The 14,003-nt window shown below is 62.7% G+C and carries 13 protein-coding genes and 1 pseudogene; 7 read left to right on the top strand and 7 right to left on the bottom strand.

Going from position 1 to position 14,003, the window contains the following annotated elements; genetic code table 11:
* Nucleotides 1–47: 47 nt before the first annotated feature.
* The 5 genes from hemA to murI are packed head-to-tail and all read left to right on the top strand — an operon-like array spanning nt 48 to nt 4,773.
* Nucleotides 48–1,322 carry a glutamyl-tRNA reductase gene (hemA, locus tag B2J77_RS17485; RefSeq protein ID WP_058639472.1) on the top strand — a complete coding sequence of 425 codons (1,275 nt, stop codon included), beginning with the start codon at nt 48–50 and terminating at the stop codon, nt 1,320–1,322.
* Nucleotides 1,322–2,404, top strand: coding sequence for a peptide chain release factor 1 (gene prfA, locus B2J77_RS17480; RefSeq protein WP_058605370.1), 1,083 nt, complete (start codon nt 1,322–1,324; stop codon nt 2,402–2,404). Before hemA ends, prfA begins: the two co-directional genes overlap by 1 nt.
* Nucleotides 2,404–3,234, top strand: coding sequence for a peptide chain release factor N(5)-glutamine methyltransferase (prmC, locus tag B2J77_RS17475; protein WP_058605369.1), 831 nt, complete (start codon nt 2,404–2,406; stop codon nt 3,232–3,234). The genes prfA and prmC overlap by 1 nt, the downstream gene beginning before the upstream one ends.
* Nucleotides 3,228–3,983 carry a molybdopterin-synthase adenylyltransferase MoeB gene (locus B2J77_RS17470; protein WP_058639470.1) on the top strand — a complete coding sequence of 252 codons (756 nt, stop codon included), beginning with the start codon at nt 3,228–3,230 and terminating at the stop codon, nt 3,981–3,983. The genes prmC and B2J77_RS17470 overlap by 7 nt, the downstream gene beginning before the upstream one ends.
* Nucleotides 3,976–4,773, top strand: coding sequence for a glutamate racemase (gene murI / locus B2J77_RS17465; protein WP_078479106.1), 798 nt, complete (start codon nt 3,976–3,978; stop codon nt 4,771–4,773). Before B2J77_RS17470 ends, murI begins: the two co-directional genes overlap by 8 nt.
* A gap of 43 nt (nt 4,774–4,816) precedes the next feature.
* Here the strand turns inward: murI and B2J77_RS17460 are convergent, their stop codons facing one another.
* The 5 genes and pseudogenes from B2J77_RS17460 to B2J77_RS17440 all read right to left on the bottom strand — a co-directional run bounded on the left by B2J77_RS17460 (nt 4,817) and on the right by B2J77_RS17440 (nt 9,891).
* On the bottom strand, nt 4,817–5,518 hold the full coding sequence (locus tag B2J77_RS17460) for an SDR family oxidoreductase (RefSeq protein ID WP_078479105.1): 702 nt from the start codon (nt 5,516–5,518) through the stop codon (nt 4,817–4,819).
* Nucleotides 5,519–5,539: 21 nt separating this feature from the next.
* Nucleotides 5,540–6,958 (bottom strand): deoxyribodipyrimidine photo-lyase, encoded by a 1,419-nt coding sequence (phrB, locus tag B2J77_RS17455; RefSeq protein WP_058639467.1) that lies wholly within the window; start codon nt 6,956–6,958, stop codon nt 5,540–5,542.
* Nucleotides 6,949–7,849, bottom strand: a pseudogene (locus B2J77_RS17450) (MerR family transcriptional regulator). The gene phrB and the pseudogene B2J77_RS17450 overlap by 10 nt, the downstream one beginning before the upstream one ends.
* Nucleotides 7,839–8,807 carry a YbgA family protein gene (locus B2J77_RS17445; RefSeq protein ID WP_058639465.1) on the bottom strand — a complete coding sequence of 323 codons (969 nt, stop codon included), beginning with the start codon at nt 8,805–8,807 and terminating at the stop codon, nt 7,839–7,841. Before B2J77_RS17445 ends, B2J77_RS17450 begins: the two are co-directional and overlap by 11 nt.
* 97 nt (nt 8,808–8,904) lie before the next feature.
* Entirely contained in the window at nt 8,905–9,891 is a 987-nt protein-coding gene (locus B2J77_RS17440) for an NAD(P)/FAD-dependent oxidoreductase (protein ID WP_078479104.1), read from the bottom strand.
* Between the two features lie 187 nt (nt 9,892–10,078).
* Here B2J77_RS17440 and B2J77_RS17435 point away from each other — a divergent pair, with 187 nt between their 5' ends.
* Both B2J77_RS17435 and hemH read left to right on the top strand, forming a co-directional pair.
* Nucleotides 10,079–10,984 carry a TIGR01777 family oxidoreductase gene (locus tag B2J77_RS17435; RefSeq protein ID WP_078479103.1) on the top strand — a complete coding sequence of 302 codons (906 nt, stop codon included), beginning with the start codon at nt 10,079–10,081 and terminating at the stop codon, nt 10,982–10,984.
* Nucleotides 10,985–10,997: 13 nt separating this feature from the next.
* Nucleotides 10,998–12,014, top strand: coding sequence for a ferrochelatase (gene hemH, locus B2J77_RS17430; RefSeq protein WP_058605726.1), 1,017 nt, complete (start codon nt 10,998–11,000; stop codon nt 12,012–12,014).
* Nucleotides 12,015–12,069: 55 nt separating this feature from the next.
* On the opposite strand, the gene B2J77_RS17425 is transcribed toward hemH, so the two are convergent.
* Both B2J77_RS17425 and upp read right to left on the bottom strand, forming a co-directional pair.
* Nucleotides 12,070–13,344 carry a uracil-xanthine permease family protein gene (locus B2J77_RS17425; RefSeq protein WP_058639461.1) on the bottom strand — a complete coding sequence of 425 codons (1,275 nt, stop codon included), beginning with the start codon at nt 13,342–13,344 and terminating at the stop codon, nt 12,070–12,072.
* A gap of 2 nt (nt 13,345–13,346) precedes the next feature.
* Nucleotides 13,347–13,985 (bottom strand): uracil phosphoribosyltransferase, encoded by a 639-nt coding sequence (gene upp, locus B2J77_RS17420; RefSeq protein ID WP_027916614.1) that lies wholly within the window; start codon nt 13,983–13,985, stop codon nt 13,347–13,349.
* Nucleotides 13,986–14,003: the final 18 nt, after the last annotated feature.

Here is a 14,003-nt window from a genome sequence, read left to right as displayed (position 1 = left end):
GCGAAAGAGGACAATTATCGGCTTCCTGTCACAACCAGCGATCTTGCATGGCCTTTCTTGCACTTGGTATCAACCATAAGACTGCCTCGGTAGACGTACGCGAGCGCGTGGCGTTTACCCCGGAGCAGCTGGTGGATGCCCTGCAGCAGCTCTGCCGCCTCACCACCAGTCGCGAGGCAGCGATCCTGTCCACCTGCAACCGCAGCGAGCTCTACATCGAGCAGGACCAGCTGTCGGCCGATGCCGTGCTCCAATGGCTGGCCGACTATCACCGCCTCAGCCTCGACGAATTGCGTGCCAGCGCCTACGTGCACGAAGAGCACGATGCCGTCCGGCACATGATGCGCGTTGCCTCCGGCCTCGACTCTCTGGTGCTCGGCGAACCGCAGATCCTCGGCCAGATGAAGTCCGCCTATGCCGTTGCCCGCGAAGCCGGCACCGTGGGGCCGCTGCTCGGGCGCCTGTTCCAGGCCACGTTCAGCGCCGCCAAGCAGGTCCGTACCGACACCGCCATCGGCGAAAACCCCGTGTCGGTCGCCTTCGCGGCGGTCAGTCTGGCCAAGCAGATCTTCAGCGACCTGGCCCGCAGCCAGGCCCTGCTGATCGGCGCCGGTGAAACCATCACCCTGGTCGCCCGCCACCTGCACGAGCAGGGCGTGCGCCGCATCGTGGTGGCCAACCGTACACTCGAGCGCGCCAGCACCCTGGCCGAGCAGTTTGGTGCACACGCCGTGCTGCTCGCCGATATCCCCCAAGAGCTCGCCAACAGCGATATCGTCATCAGTTCCACCGCCAGCCAATTGCCGATTCTAGGCAAGGGCGCCGTCGAAAGCGCCCTCAAGCAGCGCCGGCACAAACCCATCTTCATGGTCGATATCGCTGTCCCGCGCGACATCGAGACCGAAGTGGGCGAGCTCGACGATGTGTACCTCTATACCGTCGACGACCTGCATGACGTGGTTGCCGAAAACCTCAAGAGCCGCCAAGGCGCCGCCCAGGCCGCCGAAGAACTGGTGGCGGTGGGGGCCGAGGATTTCATGGCACGCCTGCGTGAGCTGGCTGCTGTCGATGTGCTGCGGGCCTACCGCCAGCAAAGCGAACGGCTGCGTGATGAAGAACTGCAAAAGGCCCAGCGCTTGCTGGCCAACGGTGGCAACCCTGAAGACGTATTGGCCCAATTGGCGCGCGGCCTGACCAACAAGCTCCTGCATGCGCCCAGCGTGCAGCTCAAAAAGCTCTCGGCCGAGGGCCGCCTCGATGCGCTGGCCATGGCCCAGGAACTCTTTGCCCTCCAAGAGGGCTCCACGGACAAATCCCTGTAATGAAAGCGTCGCTGCTCAATAAACTGGACATTCTCCAGGACCGCTTCGAAGAACTCACCGCTTTGCTTGGTGATGCCGAGGTCATTTCCGACCAGACACGTTTTCGCGCCTATTCCCGCGAGTACGCCGAAGTCGAACCGGTGCACACGGCCTATCAGCAATGGCGCAAAGTCCAGGACGATCTTGAAAGCGCCCAGGCGCTGCTCAAGGACAGCGACCCGGACATGCGTGATATGGCCGTGGAGGAGGTGCGCGAGGCCAAGGACCGGTTGGTGGCGTTGGAGGCTCAGCTGCAGCGCATGTTGCTGCCCAAGGACCCCAACGACGGGCGCAACGTGTTTCTCGAGATTCGCGCCGGTACCGGTGGCGACGAGGCGGCGATCTTTTCGGGCGATCTGTTTCGCATGTATTCGCGCTACGCGGAAAAGCGCGGCTGGCGGCTGGAAATCCTCTCCGAGAATGAAGGCGAGCACGGCGGGTACAAGGAAATCATCGCCCGCGTCGAGGGCGAGAACGTGTACGGCAAGCTCAAGTTCGAGTCCGGCGCGCACCGTGTACAGCGCGTGCCCGAAACCGAATCCCAGGGCCGCATTCACACCTCGGCCTGCACCGTGGCGGTCTTGCCGGAGCCGGATGAGCAAGCGGCCATCGAGATCAACCCAGCCGACTTGCGCGTGGACACCTACCGCGCGTCCGGCGCAGGCGGTCAGCATGTGAACAAGACCGACTCGGCCATCCGCATCACGCACTTGCCCACGGGCATTGTCGTCGAATGCCAGGAAGAGCGTTCCCAGCACAAGAACCGTGCGCGCGCCTTGTCCTGGCTATCGGCGAAGTTGAACGACATGCAGACCAGTGCCGCTCAGAACGCCATCGCCAGTGAGCGCAAGCTGCTGGTGGGCTCCGGGGATCGCTCCGAGCGCATTCGCACCTACAATTACCCACAGGGTCGGGTCACGGATCATCGCATCAACCTGACCTTGTACTCGCTGGACGACGTGCTGGCCGGTGGAGTCGATGCGGTGATCGAGCCTTTGCTGGCCGAATACCAGGCCGACCAACTGGCTGCTCTGGGGGACTGATGACCATCATCGCCAGCCTGCTGCGCAACGCGCAGTTACCCGATTCGCCTACCGAGCGCCTGGATGCCGAGTTGCTGCTGGCGGCGGCGCTTGGCAAATCGCGCAGTTATTTGCACACCTGGCCAGAACGCATCGTCAGCAGCGACGCTGCCCAGACTTACGACGGCTATCTGCAGCGGCGCAGGGACGGAGAGCCCGTGGCCTATATCCTCGGCCAGCAGGGCTTCTGGAAGATCGACCTGGAAGTGGCCCCGCATACGCTCATCCCGCGCCCGGACACCGAACTGCTGGTCGAGACGGCGCTGGAGCTGCTGCCTGCGCTGCCGGCCAAGGTGCTCGACCTGGGTACCGGCACCGGTGCAATTGCCCTGGCGCTGGCCAGCGAGCGACCGGCGTGGCAGGTAACGGCGGTCGATCGCGTGCCCGAGGCCGCCGCGTTGGCCGAGCGCAACCGCCAGCGGCTTGGCCTGGCCAACGCCCGCATCCAGGTCAGCCACTGGTTCGACGGCCTTTCCAGCGAACGCTTCGACCTGATCGTCAGTAACCCGCCCTATATCGCGGCTTCAGACCCGCACCTGATCGACGGTGACGTACGCTTCGAGCCCAGCAGCGCGCTGGTAGCCGGGGTCGACGGTCTGGATGACCTGCGGGTCATCGCCGCGCAGGCGCCGAGCCACCTCACCCCAGGCGGCTGGCTTCTGCTCGAGCATGGTTATGACCAGGCTGATGCCGTACAGGTGCTGCTGCGGGAAAACGGCTTTGTCGAGGTGAGCAGCCGCACCGACCTAGGCGGCCATCCGCGCATCACCTTGGGGCACCTGCCATGCTGAGCGACCAGGAGCTGCTGCGCTACAGTCGGCAGGTATTGCTGTCCCAGATCGACGTCGACGGCCAGCTGCGCCTTAAGCACAGCAAGGCCCTGATCGTCGGACTCGGCGGCCTGGGCTCGCCCGTGGCGCTGTACCTGGCGGCTGCTGGCGTTGGCGAGTTGCACCTGGCAGATTTCGATACGGTCGACCTGACGAACCTGCAGCGCCAGGTCATCCATGACAGTACCAGCGTGGGCATGAGCAAGGTCGACTCGGCCTTGCAGCGTCTGCAGGCAATAAACCCGGAAATCGACCTGGTTGCCCACCGGCAGGCGCTGGATGAGGACTCGCTGGCCGCTGCCGTAGCGGCCGTGGACCTGGTCCTCGACTGCTCGGATAACTTCGGGACGCGCGAGGCGGTCAATGCGGCCTGCGTGGCGGCTGCCAAGCCCCTGGTCAGTGGCGCCGCGATCCGCCTGGAAGGCCAGCTCTCGGTTTTCGACCCGCGCCGCGACTACAGCCCCTGCTATCACTGCCTGTATGGTCACGGCAGCGAGGCTGAGCTGACCTGCAGCGAGGCGGGCGTGATCGGCCCCCTGGTAGGTCTGGTGGGCAGCTTGCAGGCGCTGGAGGCCATGAAGCTGCTGGCCGGCTTCGGCGAACCCTTGGTAGGGCGACTGTTGCTGATCGACGCTTTGGACACGCGTATCCGTGAATTGCGGGTCAAACGCGACCCTGGCTGCGCGGTGTGTGGCAAGCGCGATGGCTAAGCGCGAGGGGCCAGTCGCGGTGATGGACTCCGGGGTGGGGGGGCTGTCAGTGCTTGCCGAGATTCGTCAGCGCTTGCCCAACGAAACGCTTCACTACCTCGCCGATTGTGGCCATGTACCGTACGGGGAAAAATCGCCGGACTACATTCGCGAACGCTGTCGCCACATCGCCGCCTTCTTTTATCAGCAAGGTGCCAAGGCCATGGTACTGGCCTGCAACACGGCCACCGTGGCTGCGGTGGCCGACCTGCGTGCGCACTATCCTGACTGGCTGATCGTGGGCATGGAACCGGCGGTCAAGCCTGCCGCAGCGGCTACCCGTTCAGGGATAGTCGGCGTGCTGGCCACGACCGGGACCTTGCAGAGCGCCAAGTTCGCCGCCTTGCTCGATCGCTTTGCCAGTAACGTGCGGGTAGTCACCCAGCCTTGCCCTGGGCTTGTCGAACTGATCGAAACGGGGGACCTGACCAGCCCGGTGTTACGCACTTTGCTGGGCAGTTACGTTGAACCGCTTCTGGCGGCAGGCTGCGATACCTTGATACTGGGCTGCACGCATTATCCGTTCTTGAAACCCTTGCTGGCTGAAACGGTGCCCCCACACGTGGCCGTCATCGATACGGGCGCTGCCGTGGCCCGTCAACTCGAACGCCTGCTCGCAGGGGCTGATCTGCTTGCACGCGGCCCAGCTCGGTCGACCCGCTTCTGGACCAGCGCCGAACCACGTGCGTTGATGGATATCCTTCCGGTGCTGTGGCACCCATCTCAGGACGTAGAACGTTTCACGTCCTGAGCAGTGCCCTGCATGACTGGCGTTTCTACCCTCGCAGTACCACCTAGTGCTGCGGCAGCGGCCAGAGGTTCGACGGGTTCAGCGTCTCGAGCACCAGCTCAGGTTCACGTGCACGCAAGCGCGTCAGAAGCTCTAGCGCGGCGGTGTCGGCAGTCCAATCCTCAGGCACGGCGCTGGCGGCCGTCACGGGGTTTTTCAGGGACTGCGGTGCTACCACCGTCAACGCTATGCCATTGGCAAGCAACGACGGGCGCTGCTCCCTCACCCACTGCACGGCATTGTTCCAGCCGGCAGGAAACTGCGTCGGCGCGTAAAGCTGCGCGGCGGAGTACCGGCTGAAAACAGCCATTATCTGGGGCATATCGCCCTTGGCCAGCAGGGGCGTGGCGTACTCCAGGCAGTGCTGTGCCGCCTGAAGGTTGGTGATGATCAGCTGCTCGAACAACTCGCTGTCCGAGGTGCCTGGAAGGAGGTAATCACAGGTGGCGGCATTCAGGATCAAGCCATCCAACGACCCCCAGGCATGGTCGATCATGCGGCCTGCCTCGTCAGCATCGGGTTGCTGTTGTAACTGGCCAGGAAGCCGCAGCAAACGATCGCCATGATGCATGCACAAGCGATCGAGCTCCTCGCTTGCACCTGCACTGGCAGCGACCCGATGCCCCTTTGTCAAAAGATCGCGGACCATTGCCAGGCCCAGCCCATTCGTTGCGCCTGTAACCCAAAAACTGCGTGAGCCACTCACGGCATTGCCCTCTATACACGACTAGCGGGGCAACTCCTTGAAAGCCTGGAGCGCCCGCTGTCGACTACTGTGAAGATCGACGATAGGACTGGGATAGAGGTTAGCATCAATCAAGCCGCGACATTTTCCAGGGTCGTGGATATTTTTATCGTCGATGTCCTGCAATTCAGGCAGCCACTCGCGAATGAAGCGGCCCTTTGGATCGAAGCGTTGTGACTGCGACACTGGGTTGAAGATCCGGAAGTAGGGGACCGAGTCGGTACCGGTGGATGCGCTCCACTGCCAGCCACCGTTGTTGGCTGCCAGATCCCCGTCGATCAGATGGCGCATGAAGTGACGTTCCCCCAGCCGCCAGTCGATCAACAGATTCTTGCTCAGGAACATGGCAGTCAGCATGCGCAGCCGGTTGTGCATCCAGCCGGTGGTCAGCATCTGGCGCATGGCCGCATCAATGATCGGGAAGCCGGTTCGGCCCTGCTGCCAGGCTTCGAACTCCTTGGGTGCCTTACGCCAGGGCAACGCCTCGGTGTGCGCACGGAAGGCACGATGCCGGGACACCTGGGGATAGCCCGTCAGGATGTGCTTGTAGAATTCGCGCCAGAGCAATTCGTTGACCCAGGTCTGGACGCCGCTGCTGCCGCTGTCGAACTCGCCCCGGTTATGGGCCAGCGCGGCATGCAGGCATTGGCGGGGTGAGATGACCCCCGCTGCAAGATAGGCTGACAATTGGCTGGTGCCCTCGCGAGCAGGAAGATCACGCAGCGTCTCGTAGTCGTCGATGATTTCATCGGTGAACCGGGCAAGCCTTGCCTGAGCCTCCTTCTCGCCAGCGGGCCAGCGTTTGCGCAGCGCGTCTGCCGGCTTTTCGAAGGGTTCGACATGTTGCGCAATCGGGTCGCTCTTGATCGATGTCGGGGCCTGGCGTTTAACCGGTGCGGCCATTGAGGGCAGGCTGCGGTGCAAGTGTTCAAGGCAATTTTTCTTGAATTGGCCGAACACCTGGAAGTAGCCGCCACTACGGGTCAGCACCGTCCCCGGACGGAACAGGAGTTGGTCGAGATGGGTGTGAACCTCAACCTTTGAAGCTTTGAGCAATTTGCATGTGGCTGCGTCGCGGCGGGCCTCGTTGATGCCGTATTCCTCGTTCCAGTGAACGCTCTGGACATTGTGCTTTCGGCAGACATCGAGCACAGCCTCAGGCGCATCATCCCAGGTGTCTATCTTGCGTATGAGCAGTGGGATGTTGAGCGCGTCAAGCGACTGCCGCACTTCGCGCAGGTTGCGTAGCCAGAAATCCACTTTACAGGCCGCATCGTCATGGGCCTGCCATTGGCCAGGGCTGATAAGCCACAGGGCCAGGGTTGGGCCACGTTCACTGGCGGCGCTAAGGGCCGTGTTGTCGGTAACGCGCAAGTCACTGCGAAGCCAAGTCAAGTGCATGAAATCGGAATCTCTCCAGGCTGGCAGTCACAGGCCTTGCAGTAGTCGCAAGGCCGCTTGAGGGGTATCGAAGGTGTGCAGGTGAGGCAGGTCGAGCGAGCCCAGTTGGGTCTGGTGCAGCGCGAGCAAGGCACCCCCGGCAAGGGTGGGCAATTGCAGGTTCTGAAGCGTGCGCTGCAACGCGCGGGTATCGATGCGCGGGCCGAGGTTCAAGAGCACTGCGCGTGGCTTCAAGGCCGCGGCTGCACTCTGCAACTGCGCACCGGCCACGGCCTGCTCGAGGATTTCCACCGCAAAGCCATTGCTGGTGAACAGCCATGCGCACAGCCACAGGCCAGGGTCGAAGCCCCGGTCACTGTCTTCGGCAAGCAGAACCGGTGGGCCCTGTAGCAACTGATTGTCGTGGTACACCCGCGCGCCCAGTTTGCTGCGCAACCAGGTGTGGAAGAACACCTGCTCAAGCCGTGCGTTGAAGTAGTTGCGCCAGCGCAGTTCCAGCAGGTCCAGTAAAGGCAGCAGCAACTGCTCGCACAACGTGACGGCGGGGTAGAGCGCCATGGCCTGGTTCAGCTGATGATCGAGCGCCCGTTGCGACAGGTTGGCGATGGCTTCGAGCATCTGGAACTGACGGGTTTGCCAGTCCCCAGTCGGTGGTGTGCTGAGTGGCTTGTCCAGCAACTCTCCCACCTGGCTGACCGATGCGCCTCGCTGCAACCAGGCCAGAATCGCTTCCACCCTCTCGATCTGTTCGACCGGGTACAGTCGATGCCCTTTGGGCGTGCGCTGTGGCTTGAGCAAACCGTAGCGCCGCTCCCATGCGCGCAGGGTGACCGGGTTGACGCCCGTGCGTCGGGCCAGCTCACCAATTGGTAAAAGAATCTCAGACCGCATTACGTAGCCCCAGGCGTTCAGGATGAGGCTGCAAGTAGGCTTGTTGCAGCAGGTAGGGGTCGGGGTGGTTGCGCAGATGATGCTTGAGCAGGGTCAGCGGCACGATCAAAGGCACGATCCCTTGCTGATACTGGCCGATCAACGTTTGCAGCTCGGCTTTATCGGCAGGGGTCAGGGCATTTTTGAAATAGCCGCTCAGGTGCTGCAGCACATTACTGTGTGTGCCACGGCTGGCGCGGCGGCGCAAGGCCTGCATCAGCTCGGAGAAATAACGGGGGGCAATAACGTCAGGGTCGTCGTCTTTGCTCATGGTGCCGAGCATGCGTCCCAAGGTGCGATACGCCTGCGGGTTGTTCGCCATCAGCAGGTACTTGTAGCGGGCGTGGAAAGCCAGCAATGCGTGGCGACTCACGCCTTCTTCAAGTAGATGCTGCCAATCGGCGTACGCGTACACGCGGCTGATGAAGTTTTCGCGCAGCACAGGGTCGTGCAGGCGGCCTTCCTCTTCGACCGGCAGGTCTGGCCTTAGCTCGCAAAAAGCCTGCGCATAGGCGCCACGACCGCCGTTGATGGCTGGGTGACCGTTGTCCTGGTAGACCTTCACACGCTCAAGTCCGCAAGAGGGCGACTTCTGCATGAAGATGTATCCGCAAATATCATCGAGTTCGGCGGCCATTTGCTTGCCGTATTCACGCAAGGGGCTCGTATAGTCCAGCCCAGGATTGCGCGTGCCTACGACTTCAGGATGTTCAGGGTCGCCCACCAGACGGATGGGATCACGGGGTACCCCCAAACCAATCGCCATTTCTGGACACACCGTCGTCCATTCGAAATGTTCTTCCAGCTGGGTGCGGCATAGGTCCGAGGACTTGTGGCCACCGTTGTAACGCACGTTGTGCCCGGTCAGGCAGGCACTGATAGCGATGCGCGGCTTGTTGTGAACAGCGGGGTCGTGCATAGCTGCCTCCATAAACCTGTACAAATCACAAATTATGTACAGGAATATTCCAGCACATAGCGGGCCCGATGCGAACCCTTAGTGTGTAGATAGCCGATCAGTCCAAGTGTTCAAGTAAACGGCGCGCTGCCTCTTGGCCACTTAACCATGCACCCTCCACCCGCCCGGACAGGCACCAGTCCCCGCAGGCATATAGCCCTTGGTCGGCGTCGGCCAAGGCGCCAAATTCGTGATGACTGCCAGGGCGTGCATACAACCAGCGGTGGGCCAGGGCGAACGTGGGCTCAGGCACGACGCAACCGACCAGTTCGGCGAACTCGCCGCGCAGGTGCTCGACAACTTCCTCCTTGGACAAGTCGATGTGTTGTCGGCTCCAACTGGAAGTGGCGTGCAACACCCACGTGTCCAAGGTCTCGTCGCGCCCTGGCTTGCTGCGGTTGCGGGCCAGCCAGTCAAGCGGGCTTTCCTGGACGAAGCAGCCTTGCATGGGCGTATCCAAAGGGGCCTGAAAGCCTAGCGCCACCGCCCACGTCGGCTCCATCTGCACCCCGGCGGCCACGGCTGCGAGCTTTGGCGTGGCCGCCAGCAGGGGCGTTGCCTGTGGCGCTGGCACGGCAACCACCACCCGGCTGAACGGACCGTGGCTGCACCCGTCGGTGTCCTGCAGGTGCCAGTAGTCCTTGCCGCGAAAGACTTCGGTGATACGGCAGGCGAAGTTCACGGTCATGTCCTTGAGCAGGCCGCGGGTGATGGCGCTCATGCGTGGTACGCCCACCCAGCGCGTCTGTTCGTCGGGGGAGGGGGTGAGCGCCCCGTCACGGTAGTGGTACAGCTGCGGTTTCCACTGCGCCGCCCAGCCGGCGGCTACCCAGTGCTGCAGTTCTTCGACGAAACGGCGGTCGCGGGCGGTGAAATATTGCGCCCCCAGGTCCAGGGCGCCGGCTTCGCTGCGTTTGCTGGCCATGCGCCCGCCGCTGCCGTGGCCCTTGTCGAAAAGGTGCACGATCTGCCCGGCGCTCTGCAGTGCCTGGGCGGCTGAGAGGCCGGCAATGCCTGCCCCGATGATGGCAATAGGTATGGTCATGATGGCCTCTTCAAACCTTGCTATGCGCAGACTACGCTGTCAGGCAAACCTGTACAATCATTCGAATGTGTATAAGTATATTCCGCAAGTAATGATTGGTTGGCCTATGTTTATGGGAGAGCACGGGCGCTAGAAAGTGCCTTGATGTTAAAAATAGACCACTGCCTTATTCCATGAGGACACTGCCATGCACATCCTGCTGACAGGCGGCACCGGGTTGATTGGCCGGCACTTGTGCCGTCACTGGCTTGCTCAAGGGCATCGGCTCACCGTGTGGAGTCGACGTCCAGAGGCAGTGGCGATACTTTGCGGCGAAGGCGTCAGGGGCATTACCGAGCTTGATGAGCTGGAGGCGGTCGACCACCTCGATGCGGTGGTCAACCTGGCCGGTGCGCCTATTGCCGATCGACCCTGGACGGCGTCTCGGCGCAACCTGCTCTGGTCAAGCCGCATCGCCCTTACGGAGCAATTGCTGGCATGGCTGGGCAGGCGTGAGCAGCGTCCTGGGGTGCTGATCTCAGGTTCGGCCGTGGGATGGTATGGTGACGGCGGCGAACGCGAGTTGACCGAAGACCTGCCTCCCGTGGTCGAAGATTTCGCCAGCCAGCTGTGTATTGCCTGGGAAGAAACGGCGTGTCGTGCGCAAGCGCAGGGCATTCGGGTGGTGCTGGTACGTACAGGGTTGGTGCTGGCCAGCGACGGCGGCTTCCTGTCCCGGCTCCGTTTGCCCTTCAAGTTGGGACTAGGAGGGCCGGTAGGCAACGGTCGGCAGTGGATGCCTTGGATCCATATAGACGATCAGGTCGCCCTGATTGATTTTCTCTTGCAGCGCACCGACGCCAGCGGCCCTTACAATGCCTGTGCACCTGAACCTGTGCGTAATCGTGAATTTGCCAAGCAGCTGGGCAGGGCGCTGCACCGGCCTGCCGTGATACCCCTGCCTGGGTTGCTGCTAAAAGCCGGCCTGGGCGAGATGTCTAACCTGCTGCTCGGTGGCCAGCGTGCCTACCCCGCGCGGTTGCTGGCGGCCGGGTTCACGTTCCGCTTCAACGATCTGCAATCGGCGCTGGGCAATTTGTCCAGTCGCCTCTGACATAGGATGCTGCATGACCGATCACGCTTTGCTGCTGGTCAACCTGGGTTCACCGGCCTCCACGTCGGTAGCCGATGTTCGCCGCTACCTCAATCAGTTTCTCATGGACCCCTATGTGGTCGATTTGCCCTGGCCCATCCGGCGCCTGCTGGTGTCGTTGATCTTGATCAAGCGCCCTGAGCAGTCAGCCCACGCCTATGCCTCGATCTGGTGGGACGAGGGCTCGCCGCTGGTGGTGCTTACCCGTCGCCTACAAGCGGCCATGGTCGACCACTGGCCCCATGGGCCGGTTGAAATTGCCATGCGCTACGGTCAGCCAGCCTTGCCCCAGGTACTGGAGCGGCTCGCGGCGCAGGGCATACGCAAGGTCACCTTGGCCCCCCTGTACCCGCAATTTGCCGACAGCACGGTGACCACCGTCGTCGAACTCGCCCGGCAGACCATCACCGAGCAGCAACTGCCGCTGCAGATGCGCGTGCTGCAACCGTTCTACGATGATCCGGATTACATCGACGCATTGGTCGCCAGTGCCCGACCCTACCTGGAGCAGGACTATGATCACCTGCTGCTCAGCTTCCATGGCCTGCCCGAACGCCATTTGAAGAAGCTCTTCCCCAGCGGTACGAAACATGACCTGCGTGCAGCCGAATGCTGCGAAGGCGCCAGCGCCGAGGTGCGTGCCGTGTGTTACCGCGGGCAGTGCCTGGCCACGGCCAGGGCGTTCGCGACGAGGCTGGGCATACCGGCGGGCAAATGGTCGGTGTCGTTCCAGTCGCGGCTGGGGCGGGACAAGTGGATCGAACCCTATACGGAGACGCGGCTGGACGAGCTTGCCCAGGCCGGGGTGAAGAAGTTGCTGGTGATGTGTCCGGCCTTCGTGGCCGACTGCATCGAGACGCTCGAGGAAATCGGCATGCGCGGCAGCGAGCAATTCGTCGAGGCCGGTGGTCAGGAGCTGGTGCTGGTGCCTTGCATGAACGAACACCCCGAATGGGTGAAGGTGTTGGCCAAGCTCTGCGAAAACGCGTAATGGCCCGCCTGGTCTGACCCCGTCGAGGACTGGGTCAAGCCAGGCGGCTCAGGCGTCAAGCCAACGGGTCATCCTGTTGCTTGTGTTTCCAGGCATCGTTGCCTGGCAGGATCAGGTTGAGCGCGATCGCCACGATGGCGCACAGCGCGATGCCCTTGAGGCCCCAATCGTCAGGGCCGTCACCGCTGCCGACCAGCACCCCGCCGATACCGAACACCAGGGTCACCGACACGATCACCAGGTTCCGCGCTTCGGCGAGGTCGACCTTGTGGCGGATCATGGTGTTGAGCCCCACGGCTGCGATCGAGCCGAACAGCAGGCAGAGGATGCCGCCCATCACTGGCACCGGAATGCTCTGCAGCAGGGCGCCGAACTTGCCGATGAAGGCCAGGGTGATGGCGAACACCGCAGCCCAGGTCATGATCTTCGGGTTGTAGTTCTTGGTCAGCATGACCGCGCCGGTCACCTCGGCGTAGGTGGTGTTGGGCGGTCCACCGAACAGGCCGGCTGCCGTGGTGGCGATGCCGTCACCCAGCAGCGTGCGGTGCAGGCCAGGCGTTTTCAGGTAGTCCCGTCCCGTCACGCTGCCTACCGCGATGACCCCGCCGATATGCTCGATCGCCGGCGCCAAGGCCACGGGCACGATGAACAGGATGGCCTGCCAGTTGAAGGCAGGGGCGGTGAAGTTGGGCAATTCCAGCCAAGGGGCGGCTGCAATTTTTGCCGTGTCGACCACCCCGAAAGCGAACGACAGGGCAAAACCCACCAGCACGCCGGCGATGATCGGCACCAGGCGGAAGATGCCTTTGCCGAACACGGCCACGATCAGCGTCGTCAGCAGGGCCGGCATGGAAATGAGCATGGCGGTGCTGTAGGGCAGCAGCACGCTCCCATCGCCAGCCTTGCCCATCGCCATGTTGGCCGCGATCGGTGCCATGGCCAAGCCGATGGAGATGATCACCGGGCCGATCACCACCGGGGGCAGCATGCGGTCGATGAAGCCTGTGCCCTTGATCTTCACCATCAGGCCCATGAAGGTGTAGACGAACCCGGCGGCCATGACGCCGCCCATGGTTTCTGCCAGGCCGAACTGACCCTTGGCGAGAATGATCGGGGTGATGAAGGCGAAGCTCGATGCCAGGAAAACCGGCACCTGACGCCCGGTGACCAGTTGAAACAGCAAGGTGCCAAGGCCGGCCGTGAACAGCGCGACGTTAGGGTCCAGGCCGGTAATCAGGGGCATCAGCACCAGCGCGCCAAATGCCACGAAGAGCATCTGCGCGCCTGAAACGACCTGACGCCAGAGCGGGTCGTTGTAGCCGTCCTGCATGGTCAGGCGTCCTTTTGCTTGGTGCCGAAGATCTTGTCGCCGGCATCACCCAGGCCTGGAACGATGTAGCCATGTTCGTTCAGGCGCTGGTCGATCGAGGCCGTGTAGATCTGTACATCCGGGTGGGCCTTGTGCACCACGTCGATGCCCTCTGGGGCAGCTACCAGGACCATGGCGCGGATTTCCCGGCAACCGGCCTTTTTCAGCAGGTCGATGGTGGCGACCATCGAGGCGCCGGTGGCCAGCATCGGGTCGATGATCAGGGCCAGGCGTTGATTGATGTCCGGCGCGAGCTTTTCCAGGTAGGTGTGGGCCTCAAGCGTCTCTTCGTTGCGGGCCACGCCCACCGCGCTGACCTTGGCACCCGGCACCAGGCTGAGCACGCCGTCTAGCATGCCGATGCCTGCGCGCAGGATCGGCACGACGGTGATCTTCTTGCCGGCGATCTTTTCCACGGCCACCTTGCCGCACCAGCCGTCGATTTCATAGGTTTCCAGCGGCAGGTCCTGGGTGGCCTCATACGTCAACAGGGCGCCGACTTCCTGGGCGAGTTCGCGAAAATTCTTGGTGCTGATATCAGCACGGCGCATCAGGCCGAGCTTGTGGCGGATCAGCGGATGGCGGATCTCACGAGTGGGCATAGGGGGGGCTCCGAAAGG

Origin of the sequence: Pseudomonas parafulva, from assembly GCF_002021815.1 — a bacterium.
Classification (GTDB): domain Bacteria; phylum Pseudomonadota; class Gammaproteobacteria; order Pseudomonadales; family Pseudomonadaceae; genus Aquipseudomonas; species Aquipseudomonas parafulva_B.
The sequence above is the reverse complement of the archived record's forward strand: the minus strand, read 5'-3'. Positions and strand labels throughout refer to the sequence as shown.

What these genes read in the sequence shown, in the direction of transcription:
- hemH (WP_058605726.1), top strand. Translation starts at nt 10,998, where the DNA reads ATGACCGATCACGCTTTGCTGCTGGTCAACCTGGGTTCACCGGCCTCC.
- phrB (WP_058639467.1), bottom strand. Translation starts at nt 6,958, where the DNA reads ATGCACTTGACTTGGCTTCGCAGTGACTTGCGCGTTACCGACAACACG.
- murI (WP_078479106.1), top strand. Translation starts at nt 3,976, where the DNA reads ATGGCTAAGCGCGAGGGGCCAGTCGCGGTGATGGACTCCGGGGTGGGG.
- B2J77_RS17425 (WP_058639461.1), bottom strand. Translation starts at nt 13,344, where the DNA reads ATGCAGGACGGCTACAACGACCCGCTCTGGCGTCAGGTCGTTTCAGGC.
- prmC (WP_058605369.1), top strand. Translation starts at nt 2,404, where the DNA reads ATGACCATCATCGCCAGCCTGCTGCGCAACGCGCAGTTACCCGATTCG.
- prfA (WP_058605370.1), top strand. Translation starts at nt 1,322, where the DNA reads ATGAAAGCGTCGCTGCTCAATAAACTGGACATTCTCCAGGACCGCTTC.
- B2J77_RS17470 (WP_058639470.1), top strand. Translation starts at nt 3,228, where the DNA reads ATGCTGAGCGACCAGGAGCTGCTGCGCTACAGTCGGCAGGTATTGCTG.
- upp (WP_027916614.1), bottom strand. Translation starts at nt 13,985, where the DNA reads ATGCCCACTCGTGAGATCCGCCATCCGCTGATCCGCCACAAGCTCGGC.
- B2J77_RS17440 (WP_078479104.1), bottom strand. Translation starts at nt 9,891, where the DNA reads ATGACCATACCTATTGCCATCATCGGGGCAGGCATTGCCGGCCTCTCA.
- B2J77_RS17445 (WP_058639465.1), bottom strand. Translation starts at nt 8,807, where the DNA reads ATGCACGACCCCGCTGTTCACAACAAGCCGCGCATCGCTATCAGTGCC.
- B2J77_RS17435 (WP_078479103.1), top strand. Translation starts at nt 10,079, where the DNA reads ATGCACATCCTGCTGACAGGCGGCACCGGGTTGATTGGCCGGCACTTG.
- hemA (WP_058639472.1), top strand. Translation starts at nt 48, where the DNA reads ATGGCCTTTCTTGCACTTGGTATCAACCATAAGACTGCCTCGGTAGAC.